Source organism: Rhodococcus sp. NPDC006774, assembly GCF_040636045.1.
Taxonomy (GTDB): domain Bacteria; phylum Actinomycetota; class Actinomycetes; order Mycobacteriales; family Mycobacteriaceae; genus Rhodococcoides.
This window is the reverse complement of the sequence record NZ_JBEYIW010000003.1, coordinates 140,177-157,687: the sequence shown is the minus strand read 5'-3', so window position 1 is coordinate 157,687 and position 17,511 is coordinate 140,177. Positions and strand designations below refer to the sequence as shown.

General features: G+C 63.6%; 16 protein-coding genes and 1 tRNA gene. 9 read left to right on the top strand and 8 right to left on the bottom strand.

Going from position 1 to position 17,511, the window contains the following annotated elements:
• Positions 1–10 precede the first annotated feature (10 nt).
• Positions 11–1,366: an MFS transporter gene (locus ABZ677_RS06145; protein WP_358367444.1), complete on the top strand. Its 1,356-nt coding sequence runs from the start codon at positions 11–13 to the stop codon at positions 1,364–1,366.
• Here the strand turns inward: ABZ677_RS06145 and ABZ677_RS06140 are convergent.
• From ABZ677_RS06140 to ABZ677_RS06125, 4 genes are all read right to left on the bottom strand, one after another.
• A complete protein-coding gene (locus tag ABZ677_RS06140; protein ID WP_358367441.1) occupies positions 1,347–2,021 on the bottom strand; it encodes a nitroreductase in 675 nt (224 codons plus the stop codon). The two genes, ABZ677_RS06145 and ABZ677_RS06140, sit on opposite strands and share 20 nt — an antisense overlap.
• A 98-nt stretch (positions 2,022–2,119) precedes the next feature.
• On the bottom strand, positions 2,120–3,007 hold the full coding sequence (locus ABZ677_RS06135) for a MetQ/NlpA family ABC transporter substrate-binding protein (RefSeq protein ID WP_358367438.1): 888 nt from the start codon (positions 3,005–3,007) through the stop codon (positions 2,120–2,122).
• A gap of 25 nt (positions 3,008–3,032) precedes the next feature.
• Positions 3,033–3,650, bottom strand: a complete 618-nt coding sequence (locus tag ABZ677_RS06130) for a methionine ABC transporter permease (RefSeq protein ID WP_358367810.1) — start codon at positions 3,648–3,650, stop codon at positions 3,033–3,035.
• Positions 3,651–3,733: 83 nt separating this feature from the next.
• Entirely contained in the window at positions 3,734–4,741 is a 1,008-nt protein-coding gene (locus ABZ677_RS06125; RefSeq protein WP_037192972.1) for an ATP-binding cassette domain-containing protein, read from the bottom strand.
• Between the two features lie 170 nt (positions 4,742–4,911).
• On the opposite strand from ABZ677_RS06125, the gene ABZ677_RS06120 reads away from it, so the two are divergent.
• The 3 genes from ABZ677_RS06120 to ABZ677_RS06110 all read left to right on the top strand — a co-directional run bounded on the left by ABZ677_RS06120 (position 4,912) and on the right by ABZ677_RS06110 (position 7,767).
• Complete coding sequence (locus ABZ677_RS06120) at positions 4,912–6,303, top strand: LLM class flavin-dependent oxidoreductase (RefSeq protein ID WP_037192974.1); 1,392 nt, start codon at positions 4,912–4,914, stop codon at positions 6,301–6,303.
• Positions 6,304–6,538: 235 nt separating this feature from the next.
• A complete protein-coding gene (locus tag ABZ677_RS06115) occupies positions 6,539–6,970 on the top strand; it encodes a nuclear transport factor 2 family protein (RefSeq protein ID WP_358367433.1) in 432 nt (143 codons plus the stop codon).
• Positions 6,971–6,996: 26 nt separating this feature from the next.
• Positions 6,997–7,767 (top strand): SDR family oxidoreductase, encoded by a 771-nt coding sequence (locus tag ABZ677_RS06110; protein WP_037192979.1) that lies wholly within the window; start codon positions 6,997–6,999, stop codon positions 7,765–7,767.
• 61 nt (positions 7,768–7,828) lie between these two features.
• Here the strand turns inward: ABZ677_RS06110 and ABZ677_RS06105 are convergent, their stop codons facing one another.
• From ABZ677_RS06105 to ABZ677_RS06090, 4 genes are all read right to left on the bottom strand, one after another.
• Positions 7,829–8,812, bottom strand: coding sequence for a helix-turn-helix domain-containing protein (locus tag ABZ677_RS06105; protein WP_358367430.1), 984 nt, complete (start codon positions 8,810–8,812; stop codon positions 7,829–7,831).
• 235 nt (positions 8,813–9,047) lie between these two features.
• A tRNA-Val gene (locus ABZ677_RS06100) sits at positions 9,048–9,119 on the bottom strand.
• An 87-nt stretch (positions 9,120–9,206) separates the two neighbouring features.
• On the bottom strand, positions 9,207–9,668 hold the full coding sequence (locus ABZ677_RS06095; RefSeq protein WP_032394459.1) for a peroxiredoxin: 462 nt from the start codon (positions 9,666–9,668) through the stop codon (positions 9,207–9,209).
• Between the two features lie 31 nt (positions 9,669–9,699).
• Entirely contained in the window at positions 9,700–10,122 is a 423-nt protein-coding gene (locus tag ABZ677_RS06090; protein ID WP_358367426.1) for a DUF3052 domain-containing protein, read from the bottom strand.
• Positions 10,123–10,380: 258 nt separating this feature from the next.
• On the opposite strand from ABZ677_RS06090, the gene aceE reads away from it, so the two are divergent.
• The 5 genes from aceE (at position 10,381) to ABZ677_RS06065 (ending at position 17,397) form a co-directional block, all read left to right on the top strand.
• The gene (gene aceE / locus ABZ677_RS06085) at positions 10,381–13,200 is read left to right on the top strand and encodes a pyruvate dehydrogenase (acetyl-transferring), homodimeric type (RefSeq protein ID WP_037193545.1); all 2,820 of its coding nucleotides are present in this window, start codon (positions 10,381–10,383) and stop codon (positions 13,198–13,200) included.
• A gap of 87 nt (positions 13,201–13,287) precedes the next feature.
• Positions 13,288–14,667, top strand: coding sequence for a helix-turn-helix domain-containing protein (locus ABZ677_RS06080; protein ID WP_358367422.1), 1,380 nt, complete (start codon positions 13,288–13,290; stop codon positions 14,665–14,667).
• 128 nt (positions 14,668–14,795) lie between these two features.
• Positions 14,796–15,704, top strand: coding sequence for an ACP S-malonyltransferase (locus ABZ677_RS06075; protein WP_037192984.1), 909 nt, complete (start codon positions 14,796–14,798; stop codon positions 15,702–15,704).
• An 89-nt stretch (positions 15,705–15,793) separates the two neighbouring features.
• Positions 15,794–16,138, top strand: a complete 345-nt coding sequence (acpM, locus tag ABZ677_RS06070; RefSeq protein WP_045199610.1) for a meromycolate extension acyl carrier protein AcpM — start codon at positions 15,794–15,796, stop codon at positions 16,136–16,138.
• Between the two features lie 8 nt (positions 16,139–16,146).
• Positions 16,147–17,397, top strand: a complete 1,251-nt coding sequence (locus ABZ677_RS06065; RefSeq protein ID WP_037192986.1) for a KasA/KasB family beta-ketoacyl-ACP synthase — start codon at positions 16,147–16,149, stop codon at positions 17,395–17,397.
• The last annotated feature ends 114 nt before the right edge of the window (positions 17,398–17,511 follow it).

The following is a 17,511-nucleotide window of genomic DNA, read 5'->3' as shown; positions in this document are numbered from 1 at the left end:
GGAGCAGTCCGTGGCCACCATTCGCACCCCTGAGCAGACCAGACGCCGTGGCGTACTCGCTGCCACGGTCGGCACCATCGTCGAGTACTACGACCTCACCGTCTACGCCTACCTCGCGGTCGTCGTCAGCCCATTGTTCTTCCCCGGCGACGACCCGACTGCGTCGTTGCTCGCAAGTCTGGCCGTCTTCGCATCTGCCTACCTGATGCGTCCGATCGGCGGAATCTTCTTCGGCCGCCTCGGTGACAGACACGGCCGCAAGCGCGCCTTGTTGTTCTCTGTTCTGCTCATGGGCGTCGGCAGTGCACTGATGGCCTTCCTCCCCACCTACGAGAACGCGGGGGTTCTCGCGCCGATCCTGTTGGTCATCGCCCGTCTGGTCCAGGGCTTCTCGGCGGGTGGAGAACTCGGAGGCGCGCTAACATACGTCTACGAGACGGTCGGCGAAAAACGCAAGGGGCTCGGTGCGTCCTTCGTCGCACTGGGTAGCAACAGCGGTTTCGCACTCGCGGCCATCGCCGTGGCGATCACCTCCACACTCACCACCGACGCGCAGATGACCAGCTGGGGCTGGCGAATTCCGTTCCTGCTGGGCATCCCTCTGGTGCTGTTCTGTCTCTGGACCCGCACGCGAATCGAAGACACCCCGCAGTTCGTCCATGCAGCCGCGGAAAACGAGGTGGCGAAGGCACCGTTGACCGAACTACTCCGCACTCATCCCAAGCAGGTTCTGCAGGTCTTCGGACTGGGTGTGGCTCAGAACGCGACCGGATACATGGTGCTCACCTACATCGGCATCCATCTGGTGCGCGAAGCCGGATTCAGTCAGAGTTCGGTCACCTGGACTGCGGCCGGTGTCATCGTGCTCGTCGCGGCGTCCATGCCGCTCGCCGGGCTGCTGGTCGATCGGTTCGGCAGCGTGCGTGTGCTGGCCAGCGGATTACTCGCGTCAGCGCTGCTCGCGTACCCGGCAATGTCGATGATGAGTGGACACGGGTTGTTCGTTGCTGCAATTGCTTTCATGTTCTTCGCGGTAGGCACACCCTTGATCCAGACGGCAACCGCTCCCCTGTTCCCGTCGTTGTTCGACTCGCGAGTTCGACTGACCGGCGTCGCTCTCGGCTTCAACATTGCGACGATCGCCACGGGTGGGACCGCCGCCTACATTGCGACGTGGCTCATCGACCGCACCGGAAGCTCGGTGTCACCTGCGTACTTCGTCATCGGCTCCGCCGTGATCGGAATGATCACTCTGGCGACCATTCGTCAGAAAACCTACGGCGGGTTGCGGACAGGCAGCCGAGCCGCAGACGTACTGCCGTCGACGAATGCGCTCGACGACGACGTCAGCGTCCGACGAAGGTGACCGTCTCGTCCAGAGGCGCTCGGCCGGTACGGAATCCGTTGATCGGGTGTGTCTCGTCCGGGTAGCCGAAGGAGATGCCGGCCACCACTTTTCGAGTGTCCGGGATGTCGAACCACTCGTGCAGGAACGGTGAGTACGCGGCCAGGGCTGCTTGTGCGATGGCTCCGAGACCGAGACTCTGGGCGGCCAGCAGGAAAGTCTGCAGATACAACCCGCAATCGACCGCGCCGTACACGCCCAGGTCGGCATCGGTGGTGATGATGGCTGCATGCGGCGCGTCGAACAGCTCGTAGTTGCGAATGAATTGACGCGTTGTCGCCTCGGTGTCGGACTTGACCACCCCGATGCTCTCGTACAGCGCGCCACCGCATTCACGTCGCCGTGCACGGTGCAGAGCGTTGTAGTTGGCCGGGAGCGGAAAATCCGGTTGCGGCACACCGGACGCCACGTGCTCGACCAACGCGTCGGCGAACTTTCGGGTGGCATCACCTTCGGTCACGATGATCTGCCACGACTGGGTGTTCGACCAAGACGGTGTGCGCCGGGCGGCTGACAGGAGCTGTTCGAGTACCTCGCGCGAGACCTGCTTCGGCAGGAACTGCCGGCACGAGTACCTCTCGTCGAGTAGTTCTGTCAGCGCGTCGTACCGGGTCACATCATCCGCCTCGTGTCGGTGCCATCGGGTGCGGGTCGAACGTAACACCACGGCTGCGCCCGACGGCCGGCTGCTGGACCGTCGGGCGCTGGATGCTGCTACTGCAGGGGTAGCAGGATGTCTTTCACTCGCGGGTCGGTGGCCAGGAATTCCTGCACCGCAGGATCCTTGAAGGCCGCAACGAGATTCTTGATGTTGTCGGTATCGGCCCAGCGGCTACCGATGGTGAGCTGGCCGGCGAACTCGTCCGGTGCAGGCGGCGCGAAGATCTGCTTCTCGACGGGGATGCCTGCGGCGAGGTAGTACTCGGTGTAGCCGACTGCTGCATCGAGATCCGGCAGCGCCCGCGATTGCGCTGCGAAGTCCAGCAGCGTGAACTGCAGGTTCTTCGGGTTTTCGACAATGTCCTTCTGCGTGGCCGTCGACTTGTCGACCGCGGGGTCGAGAGTGATCAGACCTGCTCGTTCGAGTACCCACAGGCCTTGCGCTTCGTTGGCCGGGTCGGAGTACAGCGACACTGTTGCGCCGTCCGGCAATTGGGCCGGGTCGGAGTACTTGTCGGACCAGAGTCCGAAGCCCCAGCGAAACACCGGGGTTGCGGCTTCCTCCTGGAAGTCCGGGTTGGATTCGAGGACCTGGCCGAGCCACAGCTTGTGCTGGTAGACCGTGGCGGCCACTTCGCCCTCACTCACCGCGCGGTTGATGGTGTTGCTGTCGGCGAGTCCGCGGAATGCGACTGTGATGCCGTACTTGGGGGCAACCTGGTCAGCGACGAATTCGACCAGAGCCTGCTCGGATGCATTGCCTTCGGCAGTGGCGACAACAAGGGTTGCGCCCTCGGTCTCGTTGGCCGAGGCCGTGTCGCCGAAGAACGCGATGCGGACAACCACCGCTAGGGCGATCAGCAGTACGACGGCCGCGATGATCCAGGGCGCCTTTCGACGGTTCTTCAGCTCGAAGCCGTGTGCTTCGGTGGACGTTGTCATGGTGGATGGACCTCTCGAATGTGGTTCAGACAGTGCGCACAGCGCGTTGATGAGGTGTGGTGTAGCGAACGAGCGCATCGCCGACGAGCTGGACAGCGGCGACGGTGAGAATCAGGATGACGATCGTTGCGATCATGACGGTGTGATCGAATCGTTGGTATCCGTATGTGACTGCGACATAACCGATTCCGCCTGCACCGATCGTTCCGGCGATGGCCGAGTATTCGATCATGGCGATGACGTTGATGGTCAATCCACCGATGATCGACGGCACCGCCTCGGACAACTGCGTGGTGGTGACCTGCAATGTGGAGCCACCCGACGCCCGGGCGACGTCGACCACCGACGTCGGGACCGAGCGCAGAGAGTTCTCGACGATGCGGGTGAAGAACGCGATGCCCGCCAACGACATCGGCACCACAGCGGCCGCGATACCGATGTTGGTTCCGGTGATCCATCGCGTGACCGGAACCAGTGCTGCCATCAAGATCAGAAACGGCAACGACCGCCCGATACTGACGATCCAGCTGATCGGCGCATGGAGCACCGGGTTCTCGAACAGCCCGCCGGGACCCAGGTTGAACAGCGTCGAACCCAGCGGTACGCCGACGAGCACCACGATCAACATCACTATCCCGACCATCGTCAGTGTGTCGCCCAATGCGGGCAACAGCAGTGCGGGCAGTTCATCGACCGGAACCTTGTTGCCCGCAGCCACAATTGCGATCACGACGCGGCCTCGAGGATGGGCTGCTCGGTGAGCGGCGAACCGGACAACCCCAGCGCTTCCAGTGCACCGGGAACGCGTGCACTCAGGTGGGCACCGATGCCGAGTGACGCGCTGCCGACAGCTACTCCGGCGACAACCTGGACCGATGCCCCGAGTAGCGCGACCGGTGAGCCCAGGTCCTGGCCCAACCGGCCGATCCAGTCCTGCGGAACCTCGGGCGAGTCATAGGTAACGTTCCATTGCACGTCGCCGGCCGCGGCCTGTGCGTCCTCACGCCTGGGGCGCAGCTCGTAACCGAGCGCCGACGTGTGGTCGGTAAGCAGATCGACGAGGTTCCCGGATTCGACGATGCGTCCGTGATCGAGTCGAGCTACCGAATCCGCGGCTCGCAGAACGGTATCCATTTCATGGGTGATGAACACGATGGCAAGGTCGAGGTCCTGGCGCAGTTCTCGCAGCAACTCGACCACCGATTCGGTGGTCTGCGGATCCAAGCCGGAGGTGGCCTCGTCGGAGAGCAGCACCGACGGTCGAAGCGCCAACGCTCGCGCAATTCCCACTCGTTGACGCTGTCCGCCCGAGAGTTGAAAGGGATAGCGAGCGGCTTTGTCGGACAAACCGACTCGGTCGAGAAGCTCACCCACTCTCCTGGCCGTCTCGGCTTTCGTGGCCCCGAGGAAGTCCAATGGCAAGGCGACGTTCTCCGCCACGGTTCGACGCGAGAGCAGACTCGAAGACTGAAACACGGTACCGATGCGCCGCCGCGCCACCCGAAGTTGCTTGGCATTCAACGCCGTCAGGTCGTCCCCGTTGACGATTACCGAGCCCGAGGTGGGCCGGGCGAGCAAGTTGATGCATTGGGCCAGCGTGCTCTTGCCGGCACCACTGGGGCCGACCACGGCGAGAATCTCGCCGGACCGAACCGAGAAATCCAGCCGGTCGAGTACGACGGTTGTGTTCTTCCCCGTCCCGTAGGTCTTGGTCAACTGCGCTATTTCGATCATGCTCCGACGCTCTTTTCAGTGATGTGACGGCGCAACACTGAGGTGTCGGCGGCTCGATGACCAGCTATCGACTCATCACGATCCGAACTGTTCCCACCGGCCTGGGTCGTCGGTAGCGTCGCACCGCTGTCGATATCGAAGACAGGTCGTCCCGCCGAAGGAGTTCCCCCGTGTCACGCGAGATTCGTTTCAATGCTTTCGACATGAATTGCGTCGCGCATCAGTCCCCCGGTCTGTGGCGTCATCCGCTCGATCAGTCGTGGCGATACAAGGAACTCGGCTATTGGACCGACCTGGCCAAGTTGTTGGAACGAGGCCTGTTCGACGGATTGTTCGTCGCCGACGTCCTCGGCACCTACGACGTGTACGGCGGGAATCACGACGCCGCCATCCGGCACGGTGCGCAGATACCGGTGTCGGACCCACTCCTACTCGTCAGTGCGCAGGCTGCCGTCACCGAGCATCTGGGCTTCGGCATCACGGCGGGTACCGGCTTCGAGCACCCGTATCCGTTCGCGCGCAGACTTTCCACACTCGATCATCTGACGAACGGCCGGATCGGCTGGAACGTCGTGACCGGGTATCTGCCGTCGGCGGCGCAGAACATGGGCCACGACGATCAGCTGAAGCACGACGATCGTTACGACCATGCCGACGAATATCTCGAGGTGCTGTACAAGTTGTGGGAGGCGTCGTGGGACGACGACGCGGTGGTCCGCGATCGCGAAACCGGCGTGTTCACCGACCCCGCCAAGGTGCATCGAATCGATCACCGCGGCAAGCACTTCACGGTGCCCGGAATCCATCTGGCGGAGCCGTCGCCGCAGCGGACGCCGGTGATCTTTCAGGCCGGCGCATCGCCGCGTGGGGTGCGGTTCGCCGCGCAGAATGCGGAGGCGATCTTCGTCGGCGCGCCCACCAAGGAGATTCTGGCGCAGACGGTTTCGAGTATCCGTCGAGCCTTGCGCGATGCCGGCCGCGATCCGTATTCGGCGCGGATCTATCAGCTGCTCACCATCGTCACCGATGAGACATCGGAACTCGCCCATGCCAAGCACGACGAGTATCGGTCGTATGCCAGTGCCGAGGGTGCGTTGGTGTTCATGTCGGGCTGGATGGGCGTCGACCTGTCGCGGTATGCGCTCGACGAGCCGCTCGGCAATGTCGAGAGCAACGCGATTCAGTCGTTCGTCGCGTCGTTCCAGTCCATCGGAGCCGATGGCAAGGAATGGACGGTGCGCGATATCGCCGAGTGGGGCGGCATCGGCGGTGCAGGTCCGCGCATCGTCGGTTCCCCCGGCGAGGTCGCGGATCAACTGCAGGAGTGGGTGGACGAGACCGACGTGGACGGCTTCAATCTCGCCTACGCCATCACACCGGGAACCTTCGAGGACGTCGTGCACTACGTCGTACCCGAACTGCAGCGCCGCGGCGTCTATCGCACCGAATACACGCCGGGCACATTGCGCCACAAGCTCTTCGGTAAGGGCGATCGACTGCCCGAGGAACACCGGGCACAGCAGATCGTTCGGGAGGTCGAGAGCCATCGCACGCAGGCCTGACCCCCGATCGGACGCGGCCCTGAATACCCTCTGACTCCGTCATGTGTGCGCATCCGTACCAGAACATGTGCACGCTGGTTCGATGCAGCCGAACCGTCTCGCGCTTGGATGAATTCTGTCGCCCCACTCGACCGAGAACGACTCTCGTCCGTGGGGTACCTCGCGAGGTCACTGTCGCCCTCCGAGTATCAGTGCCGCTGTACATCGGCGGCTCAGCCATTTCGACAGGAGCGCCATGACCGACTCACCGGTGGAAGACGTACACGCCATCCAAGAACTCAACGCTCGTTACAACTTCGCGGTGGACGAAACCGACGGTCCTGCCTGGGCCGACTGTTTCACCTCCACGGGCGTCTTCAACGCCCTCCTTCCGGGCCAGACCCCCACTGGCACAGAGGAACTGATTCGCTTCATGCCCATCGTCACCGAGGCGTTCGGGCGAATGCACCACCTCACGACCAACGAGATCATCACGGTGAGCGGCAACGAAGCCACTCAGAAGTGCTATCTCCTCTTCTTCTCGGCGAAAGACGGACGTACCGAAGGGACCATCTGCGAGTACAACGACGCGCTCGAAAAGACGGACAGCGGGTGGAAGTACTCGCGCAGGGACGTCACCGCGCACACCAAGATCGCTGACTTCACCGCCGTCACCGAACCCGTCTGACCACTCGCGAAACGAAGAAGGCAATCATGGATTTCGAAGACAAGGTAGTTCTGATCACCGGTGCAGCCGGCGGCATCGGCCACGCTGCGACAAAGGCGTTCGCCGAACAAGGTGCGACGTTGGTGTTGGTGGATCTGTCACTGTCGGCGCTCGAGAAGATCGCCGCCGATCTGGGCCTCCCCGAGAACCGACTGCTACTCGTCGCAGCCGATGTCAGGAGCGAAAGTGAGGTCGAGGGATACGTCGCCGGTGCCACAACGCGGTTCGGCAGGATCGACGTCTTCTTCAACAATGCGGGCGTGGAAGGTAAGACCGGAGCCCTGGTCGATACCGACGCCGAGACCGTGGACACGATCCTCGACGTGAACGTCAAGGGATCGTTCTTCGGCATCAAACACGTTCTGTCGACGATGATCACACAGAAGTCGGGTGCCATCGTCAACACGTCGTCGATGGCCGGGTTGATCGGCTTTCCCGCCCTCGGTGTGTACACCGCCTCGAAGCACGCTGTGATCGGCCTGACGCGCGTGGCTGCATTGGAAGCAGCCGACAGCGGTGTTCGAGTGAACGCAGTGTGTCCCGGTCCGGTGAACACTCGCATGATGCGCGGAATCGAAAACGGCCTGTCGGCCGACAACCCCGAGGCAGCGAAGTCTCAGTTCGCCGACAGCACCGCGATCAAGCGGTACGCCGAGCCCGAGGAGATCGCGAATGTCGTGCTCTTCCTGGCCTCGGACAAGGCGTCCTACGTCACCGGAAGCATCTTCACCGCGGACGGCGGCATGACCGGAATGTGATCGTCGGCGCTCACCGCCCCGAAGCAGACAGTGCACCGGGCGGTGAGCACGTCCGTCGATGTCATGACGACGGAGACGCAGCTCGTCGACCGAGGTATTCCGAAGGCAGACAACCTTTGTGCGTTCTGAAGACACGATTGAGATGCGACAGGTCCGCGAAACCCCACCGAGCTGCGAGGGTGGACATCGACGTCGGCCGGGTCGACGAGTCGAGATCTGCGGCGCACGCCTCGACTCGCGACTTCATGACAGTTCGGGCATACGACAGGTCGGTCTCCTCGTACAACTGGTGGAGCTTGCGTACGGAGATGGAAAAGCGCCGCGCGGTGTGCTCGGCAGGCACCGATCCAAATCGAATCTGTTCTGCCACATAGGTGTTGATGGCGGCTCTCGTCTCGGCTCGGATGCTCCGGCCGTCGACGGCCCCGTCTTCTCTGCTCGATCCGGCCGCTGATGCGATGAGAGTGAGCAGTGCCGAATTGGTGGCGAGGACATCCGCGCGCCCCATTCGATCGGCGCGCTGCCACACCGCAGTCATCGCGGCGCCGGCTACGTGTGCGGACGCATTGGCCGGCGAGAAAGATACTGCGGTTCTCCCGTTCGAGTCCGTGATCAACGGTGTCAACATGCCGTTGGGGACCTTCATCGACAGCACTCTCCACCTGCTCCGGTAATCGAGTCCGAACGGTCGAGTTGCATCGAACAACGCAAAATCGCCTGCGTTCACGACACACGTCCGGCCTGCCTGACTCCCGACACAGGTGCCCTCCAAGACCAGATTCACGAACGTCACGTCCTCCGTGGTTCTCGCCACCTCTGAACGCCCGTGAATGTGGAGTTGAGGCTCCGACGCGATTTCCGCAAGCCGAATGGATCCAACCGGTGCAGCGCGAACCCACCCGCTCATCGCGCCGGGTGTCGACGAGGCTGTCGGGTCTGCGGCCGGGCGGCGGGGAAACAACGGTGTGAACGCGTCGCAGATCGCGTCGCGCCAGTAGCCGAATTGATCGGTCACCGGCAGGTCTTCCGTCGTCCAATGCTCCATGGTCAAGCCTCGCCCGTATCGAAGTTCGCGCTCGTCCCACCGATGATGCGGGGCAGTCGTTTCCGAGCCGTTGCACGTGAGGAGTCGACGCGTAACCGTCACCTCACGCAGCCGACGGACCGGATGTGAAGCGCCGTGAGCATGGACGGGCAGAGACAGACGAGGCTGAATGTGACCGATGATGACCGGCGGGCCGAATCAGGGACGAAGACACCTGTGGCAATTGGATCGAGGGTGGGCGCAGAGGGGTTCGAACCCCCGACCGCTGGTGTGTAAAACCAGAGCTCTACCGCTGAGCTATACGCCCGAGTACCGGTGGCCTGGGTACAACCCCGGGCCACCGGAACGCTTGGAGAAATTTATCGTGTCTGATCTCTAACTACAATTCCGCAGGTCAGCTCACTTGCGCGAGAGCCTCGGCCCACGATGAACTGTCGCGGGCCTCACCGGGTCCGTTCATTTCGGCGAACCGGATGATTCCGGATTTGTCGACCACGAACGTTCCGCGATTGGCGAACCCGGCGCTGTCGTTGAACACGCCGTACGCCTGAGCAACCTCGCCGTGCGGCCAGAAGTCCGACAGCAGCGGAAAGGTGTAACCCTGTTCTGCAGCCCAGATCTTGTGGGTCGGAGGCGGACCGACCGAGATTGCCAGGATGGCAGTCTCGTCGTTCTCGAAGGTCGGTAACTCGTCGCGCACTTTGCACAGCTCGCCCTGGCACGTGCCGGTGAAGGCCAGTGGATAGAACACGAGCAGAACGTTTTTCACGTTCCTGTACGACGACAACGTGACCAGCTGGTTGTTCTGGTCTTTGAGGGTGAAGTCGGGCGCAACCGCGCCAACCTCGATCGGCATCTAGAACCGTCTTCCTGTGTCGAGAATCGGCCTACCGCTTGGTGGCAGGGGCTTTGGGCTGAACCAATCGACTTCCGATCCAGTCACCGAGGTTTGCCGCAGAGGTCTGCGTCAATCCTGCGGTCGGGGCGGACTCGGCAATCTCACTGGGTTCGACGTGACCGGACATGCCGGTCTTGGGGCTGAGGACCCACACGATGCCGTCGTCCGAGAGCGGACCGATGGCATCCATGAGTGCATCGACCAGGTCACCGTCTCCGTCGCGCCACCACAGCAGTACAACGTCGATCACCTCGTCGGAATCCTCGTCGAGGGTCTCGCCACCGATCGCATCTTCTACGTCGGCGCGCAGATCATCGTCGGTGTCCTCGTCCCAGCCCAGCTCCTGTACGACCATGTCGCGAGTGATGCCAAGTTTCTGAGCGTAGTTCTGAGCGTCCGCCGCGGCGACCACGGTGGTGACCTCCTTGAATTGTGGGTGCAGTAGTCAAAGCGAACAGTGTTGAAGCCGTTCGCGCAAGCTGACCGCGCCGAAATTGAGTACATAAATTTCTACTGGTGGGTATTGGACCTCTGTACTACCAGAACCGACGAGATGCGGCAGGATTGGGGAGGAATCACGAGAACGAGGAAAGTAGACCGCCGTCACAGGGGCGGGTCTACCGGGACCGGACGCCACACCGAGCGTCCGCCACATTGAGGAGTGCACACGTTGTCCGAAGTGAACAGCGGCGAACGGCAGAACACATCGTCTGCAGGCAAGAAGGGCTCGGACGGCCGGGTCCGCGTCATCCGCGAGGGTGTCGCGTCGTACCTGCCCGATATCGACAACGACGAGACCAACGAATGGATCGAGTCGTTCGACGGCTTGCTGGAGAGGTCCGGCCCCAACCGCGCTCGCTACCTGATGCTCAGGTTGCTCGAGCGCGCCGGTGAGCGCCGCGTGGCGCTGCCGTCGCTGACGTCGACGGATTACGTCAACACCATTCCCACCGAGAACGAGCCGTGGTTCCCCGGCGACGAGTCGATGGAACGTCGCTACCGTGCCTGGATTCGTTGGAACGCCGCGATCATGGTGCACCGCGCGCAGCGTCCCGGCGTCGGCGTCGGTGGCCACATCTCCACGTACGCCTCCTCGGCTGCCCTGTACGAGGTCGGCTTCAACCACTTCTTCCGTGGCAAGGACCACCCGGGCGGCGGCGACCACATCTTCATCCAGGGCCACGCCTCCCCCGGTATCTACGCCCGCGCCTTCCTCGAAGGTCGCATCCCGGCCGAGCGCATGGACGGCTTCCGCCAGGAAGCCAGCCACGTGAACGAGGGCGGCGGACTGCCGTCGTACCCGCACCCGCGTCTGATGCAGGACTTCTGGGAATTCCCGACGGTGTCGATGGGTCTCGGCCCGATGAACGCCATCTACCAGGCGCGCTTCAACCATTACCTCAACGATCGCGGCATCAAGGACACCTCCGATCAGCACGTGTGGGCGTACCTCGGCGACGGCGAGATGGACGAGCCGGAATCGCGTGGACTCGCGCACGTGGCCGCCACCGAGGGCCTCGACAACCTCACCTTCGTCGTCAACTGCAACCTGCAGCGTCTCGACGGCCCGGTGCGCGGTAACGGCAAGATCATCCAGGAACTGGAGTCGTTCTTCCGCGGAGCCGGCTGGAACGTCATCAAGGTCGTCTGGGGCCGCGAGTGGGACTCGCTGCTGCACAAGGACCGCGACGGCGCACTGGTGAACCTCATGAACACCACGCCCGACGGCGACTTCCAGACCTACAAGGCCAACGACGGCAGCTACGTCCGCGATCACTTCTTCGGCCGCGATCCGCGCACCAAGGAGCTCGTCAAGGATCTCTCGGACGACGAGATCTGGAACCTCAAGCGCGGCGGCCACGACTACCGCAAGGTGCACGCTGCCTACGCGGCCGCGATGTCGCACAAGGGCCAGCCGACGGTCATCCTGGCGCACACCATCAAGGGCTACACCCTCGGCAAGCACTTCGAGGGCCGTAACGCCACGCACCAGATGAAGAAGCTGACGCTCGACGATCTCAAGACGTTCCGCGATCTCCAGCACATCCCGATCTCCGACGAGGAGCTCGAGAAGGATCCGTACATGCCGCCGTACTACCACCCCGGTGCGGACGCTCCCGAGATCCAGTACATGCTCGATCGTCGCAACAAGCTCGGCGGATTCGTTCCGGAGCGGCGAGTGGACGTCAAGCCGCTGCCACAGCCGGGCGATGACACGTACAAGACGCTCCGCAAGGGTTCCGGCAAGCAGGAAGTCGCCACCACCATGGCGCTCGTGCGCGTCATGAAGGAGCTGTTGCGCGACAAGGAGATCGGCCACCGAATCGTGCCGATCATTCCCGACGAGGCCCGCACGTTCGGTATGGACTCGTGGTTCCCGTCGCTCAAGATCTACAACCGCAACGGTCAGCTGTACACCTCGGTGGACTCGGAGCTGATGCTCGCCTACAAGGAGAGCTCGGTCGGCCAGATCCTGCACGAGGGCATCAACGAGGCCGGTTCCACGTCGTCGTTCACGGCGGTCGGTACCTCGTACGCCACGCACGGCGAGGTCATGATTCCGCTGTACATCTTCTACTCGATGTTCGGATTCCAGCGCACCGGTGACGGTCTCTGGGCTGCCGCGGACCAGATGGCTCGCGGATTCGTCCTCGGTGCCACCGCCGGCCGCACCACCCTGACCGGTGAGGGTCTGCAGCACGCCGACGGTCACTCGCTGCTGCTGGCGTCGACCAACCCGGCGGCCGTGGCCTACGACCCGGCGTTCTCGTACGAGATCGCACACATCGTCAAGGACGGTCTGCGACGGATGTACGGCGGCACCGAGGGCGTGGAAGGCTTCGGCGGCGAGAACATCTTCTACTACATCACCCTCTACAACGAGCCGTACGTACAGCCGGCCGAGCCGGAGAACCTCGACGTCGAGGGTCTGCTCAAGGGCATCTACCGGTTCGCGGCTCCCCAGGAGGGCGACGGACCCGAGGCACAGCTGTTGGCGTCCGGTGTCGGCATGGTCTCGGCCCGCAAGGCCCGAGAGCTGCTGTTCGAGGAATGGGGCGTTCGTTCGGCCGTGTGGTCGGTGACCTCGTGGGGCGAGCTGCGCCGCGACGGCGTCGAGGCCGAGAAGGAATCTCTGCGCAATCCCGGTGCCGACAAGCGCGTTCCGTTCGTCACCTCGGCACTGGCCGACGCGCACGGCCCGGTTGTCGCATCCTCGGATTGGATGCGGGCGGTTCCGGACCAGATCCGTCAGTGGGTTCCGGGTGATTACGTCACCCTCGGCACCGACGGCTTCGGATTCTCCGATACGCGTCCGGCCGCGCGACGGGTGTTCAACGTCGACGCCGAGTCGATCGTCGTCGCCACGCTGTCCGCGCTCGCGGACTCCGGTGAGATCGACAAGTCCAAGGCCGTCGAGGCCGCGGAGAAGTACAAGATCGACGACGTCACCGCTGCGCCGACGTCGTTCGCCGACACCGGTTCCGCGTAGGTTCCACCCTTGTTCGCCCGACCCCCGTCCCACGTCGCGAAGTACGTCCATCGCGATAGGGGCGGGGGTCGGGCGTAGGTTCTCCTTATGTCCGATGCGAAACCCGGTTCACCGGACAGCGCGTCATCACGCGATGTGTCCCGACGCGACGCCTACCGTGAGGCGTTGCGTGAATCGTTGACCTCGGACAACGAAGTGCACCTTCCGGTCGCCTCGTTGGCACCCTCGCGCCAGAAGCGCGATCCCCTGCCCGATGCGCTGCTGCGTCGCGTCAAACAGTTCTCCGGCCGACTCTCGACCGAGGCCGTGACTACGATGCAGGGCCAACTGCCGTTCTTCGGTGATCTCGACGCCGCCCAACGCGCAAGTGTGCAGTTGTTGATTCAGACAGCTGTCGACAACTTCCTCGAGTGGCTCAAGAACCCCAACAGCGATATTCGCTTCTCGCTCGATGCCTTCCAGGTCATCCCACAAGACCTTGCCCGACGCCTCACTCTGCGCCAGACCGTCGACATGGTGCGGGTGGCGATGGAGTTCTTCGAGCAGTGGCTCCCGGCCCTGGCACGCAACGATCAGCAGTTGGTGGCCCTGACCGAGGCCGTGTTGCGCTACGGACGCGAGCTCGGTTTCGCTGCTGCGTCGGTCTACGCCAGCGCCGCCGAATCACGCGGAGCCTGGGACACCCGCCTCGAAGCCCTCGTGGTCGACGCCGTCGTGCGCGGAGACACCGGCTCGGACATGCTCTCGCGCGCCGCCACGTTGAACTGGGACGCCACTGCGCCCGCCACGGTGTTGGTCGGCACTCCCCCGGACGATCGGGGCGTGTCGGTGGTCGGAACCGTGCACGCCGTCGCGCAGAAGCACGGCCGCGCCGCGTTGGCCGTCGTGCAGGGCACGCGGTTGGTGATGGTGGTCAGTGGTCAACTCGACGACACTGCCACCCATCGCGCCTTCATCGACGACATGCTGCAGAACTTCTCGGACGGACCCGTCGTCATCGGCCCGACCACTCGGACTCTCGGCGCGGCGCATTCGAGCGCGGTGGAGGCGTTCGCGGGTATGCAGGCCGTGGCCGGCTGGCGGGGTGCGCCGCGTCCGGTGCACGCCGGTGAGCTGTTGCCCGAACGGGCACTGCTCAACGACGGTGCAGCGATATCGGCGTTGAACGATCACGTGGTCGTTCCGTTGGCGGCGGCAGGTTCGGGATTGGCCGACACCCTCGATGCGTATCTCGACTGTGGCGGAGCCGTCGAAACCTGCGCACGGCAGCTGTTTGTTCATCCAAATACCGTCCGGTATCGGCTCAAGCGCATCGCCGAGGTCACCGGTCGCGACCCCACTCACCCGCGGGATGCGTACGTGCTCAGAGTTGCAGCAACGGTAGGTAGGTTGGCTCGAACGCATCACGAACCGCCCCATCCTGCCCCATATGTCACACAGGTCACATTCGGAGAAGTAGTCACGTAACGCCGAACCACCCTCCGGCGATAGCGGTTCCCCACGAGGCAATTTGTAGGGTTCCCACAAATTGCTTGTCGAGAGTTCATCGAGCGCGACATCACCCATTCGGCACCCGACGGTGTTCTCTTAACCCTGTGATTGCGTTGCTTGCGCCCGGTCAGGGCTCCCAGACTCCCGGCATGCTGCTGCCTTGGCTCGAATTGCCGGGTGCAGCAGACCGACTCGCGTTGTGGTCGAAGGCCTCCGGTCTCGATCTCGTCCGTCTCGGTACCACTGCTACCGCCGAGGAGATCACCGATACAGCGGTGACCCAGCCCCTGGTCGTGGCATCCGCCTTGCTCGCATTCGAAGAGATCGCCTCGCGCGGCCTGTTCCCCGAAGACACCATCGTCGCCGGACACTCGGTGGGCGAACTCGCCGCTGCCGCGATCGCAGGCGTCATCTCCTCCGACGACGCCGTGTCGCTCGCCGCCGTCCGCGGCGCAGCAATGGCCAAGGCGTGCGCACTCGAACCGACCGGCATGTCCGCCGTGCTCGGCGGCGACGAAGCTGCTGTCCTGGCCCGCCTCGAAGAGCTGGACCTCGCTCCGGCCAACGTCAACGCTGCCGGTCAGATCGTTGCGGCCGGACTGCTCACCAAGCTTGCCGAGTTGGCCGAGAGCGCGCCCGAGAAGGCTCGGGTTCGCGCATTGCCGGTCGCAGGCGCATTCCACACCAAGTACATGGCGTCCGCGGGCGATACCGTCGCCGCAGCCGCTGCCGCCATCACCCCGTCGGAGCCGACGCGGACGCTGCTGTCCAATTCGGACGGTCAGCCCGTGGCCTCGGGTGCCGACGCACTGAACAAGCTTGCCGCTCAGGTCACTCGCCCCGTGCGATGGGATCTGTGCAATGCCTACCTGCGTACCGCGCAGGTCACCGGACTTGTGGAACTGCCCCCGGCAGGCGCACTGGTCGGCATCGCCAAACGCGAACTGCGTGGCGTCGCCAACCTCGGCCTGAAGACACCGGCGGACATTTCCGCAATGGCCGAGCTCGGTTAGCTCGACCCCACACACCCCGCAGTCACAGAACTGCGGATCGCACTTCCACTCCCCGAGTGGCAGAAATGCACAATCGCGTCTCGAAGCACATGACTTCGGCGTTCTACACAGAAGAGAAGGGAGCCACAACAGTGGCCAGCCAGGAAGACCTCATCGCCGGACTTGCAGAGATCATCGAGGAGGTCACGGGCATCGAACCGTCCGAGGTGACCATCGAGAAGTCCTTCGTGGACGACCTCGACATCGACTCGCTCTCCATGGTCGAGATCGCAGTGCAGACCGAGGACAAGTACGGCGTGAAGATCCCCGACGAGGACCTCGCAGGTCTGCGCACCGTCGGCGACGCCGTCAACTACATCCAGAAGCTCGAAGCGGAGAACCCCGAAGCCGCAGAAGCTATCAAGGCCAAGCTCGACGACTCCGCGAGCGAGTGACACGGCCCATGACCAACCCATCCACCGCCAACGGACGCTTCCCCAGTGTCGTCGTCACCAGCCTCGCTGCGACCACGTCACTTGCGGGTGACGTCGATGCCACGTGGAAGGGTCTGCTGAACGGCGACAGCGGAATCGCAACTCTGGAAGACGATTTCGTCGCCGAGTACGACCTGCCCGTGCGGATCGGCGGCCACCTCGCGGTGAACCCGCAGACCCTGCTCTCGCGGGTCGAGATTCGACGCCTGAGCTACGTGGAGCAGCTGGCCACCGTGCTCGGTCGTGAGGTCTGGAAGAACGCCGGGACTCCCGACGTCGATCCCCTCCGCCTCGGCGTGTCGATCGGCACCGGCCTCGGTGGCGGCGATTCTCTCATCGACGCCAACGACAAGATGAAGGCCGGCGGCTACCGCAAGGTGTCTCCGCTCGCCGTTCAGATGGTCATGCCGAACGGCCCCGCAGCGGTCGTCGGACTCGAGCTCAAAGCACAGGCCGGTGTCATCACTCCTGTCTCTGCCTGCTCCTCGGGATCGGAAGCCATCGCTCACGCATGGCGGATGATCGTGATGGGCGACGCGGACATGGTCGTCACCGGCGGCGTCGAGGGTTACATCGACGCGGTTCCGATCGCCAGCTTCTCCATGATGCGGGCGATGAGCACCAACAACGACAATCCGAAGGGTGCGTCACGTCCGTTCGACAAGGATCGTGACGGCTTCGTCTTCGGTGAAGCGGGTGCGCTCATGGTCATCGAGACCGAGGAGCACGCCAAGGCACGCGGCGCAACGATCCACGCCCGCCTGCTCGGTGCCGGAATCACCTCCGACGGGTTCCACCTCGTGGCTCCCGACCCGGAGGGCACAGGTGCCGCGCGCGCCATGAAGCGTGCGATCGAGACCGCAGGATTGCAGAAGTCCGACATCACCCACGTGAACGCCCACGCAACGGCAACTCCCATCGGAGACACCGCCGAGGCGCTGGCGATCAACAAGGCCGTCGGAAATCACGCAGCGGTGTACGCACCGAAATCCGCTCTGGGCCACTCGATCGGTGCCGTCGGTGCCCTCGAGTCGGTACTGACGGTGCTGGCAGTGCGCGAGGGAATCATCCCTCCCACACTGAATTTGGAGAATCAGGATCCCCAGATCGATCTCGACGTCGTCAAGGGCGAGCCCCGCGTCGGACAGATCGATTACGCGATCAACAACTCGTTCGGATTCGGTGGGCACAACGTAGCGCTCGCCTTCGGAAAGGCGTGATGGCCTGAGTCGTCTCCTCGACTCAGCGAATCTCGCTCTCGCAGTGCATGATCCGGACCGGGGCCGTTCCCAGGGAACGGTTCCGGTCCGGGCCTCGCCCCCTCAGGGGCCCTG

What these genes read in the sequence shown, in the direction of transcription:
- ABZ677_RS06135 (WP_358367438.1), bottom strand. Translation starts at nt 3,007, where the DNA reads ATGACAACGTCCACCGAAGCACACGGCTTCGAGCTGAAGAACCGTCGA.
- ABZ677_RS06130 (WP_358367810.1), bottom strand. Translation starts at nt 3,650, where the DNA reads ATGGTCGGGATAGTGATGTTGATCGTGGTGCTCGTCGGCGTACCGCTG.
- ABZ677_RS06125 (WP_037192972.1), bottom strand. Translation starts at nt 4,741, where the DNA reads ATGATCGAAATAGCGCAGTTGACCAAGACCTACGGGACGGGGAAGAAC.
- ABZ677_RS06115 (WP_358367433.1), top strand. Translation starts at nt 6,539, where the DNA reads ATGACCGACTCACCGGTGGAAGACGTACACGCCATCCAAGAACTCAAC.
- ABZ677_RS06110 (WP_037192979.1), top strand. Translation starts at nt 6,997, where the DNA reads ATGGATTTCGAAGACAAGGTAGTTCTGATCACCGGTGCAGCCGGCGGC.
- ABZ677_RS06105 (WP_358367430.1), bottom strand. Translation starts at nt 8,812, where the DNA reads ATGGAGCATTGGACGACGGAAGACCTGCCGGTGACCGATCAATTCGGC.
- ABZ677_RS06095 (WP_032394459.1), bottom strand. Translation starts at nt 9,668, where the DNA reads ATGCCGATCGAGGTTGGCGCGGTTGCGCCCGACTTCACCCTCAAAGAC.
- ABZ677_RS06080 (WP_358367422.1), top strand. Translation starts at nt 13,288, where the DNA reads ATGTCCGATGCGAAACCCGGTTCACCGGACAGCGCGTCATCACGCGAT.
- acpM (WP_045199610.1), top strand. Translation starts at nt 15,794, where the DNA reads ATGACTTCGGCGTTCTACACAGAAGAGAAGGGAGCCACAACAGTGGCC.
- ABZ677_RS06065 (WP_037192986.1), top strand. Translation starts at nt 16,147, where the DNA reads ATGACCAACCCATCCACCGCCAACGGACGCTTCCCCAGTGTCGTCGTC.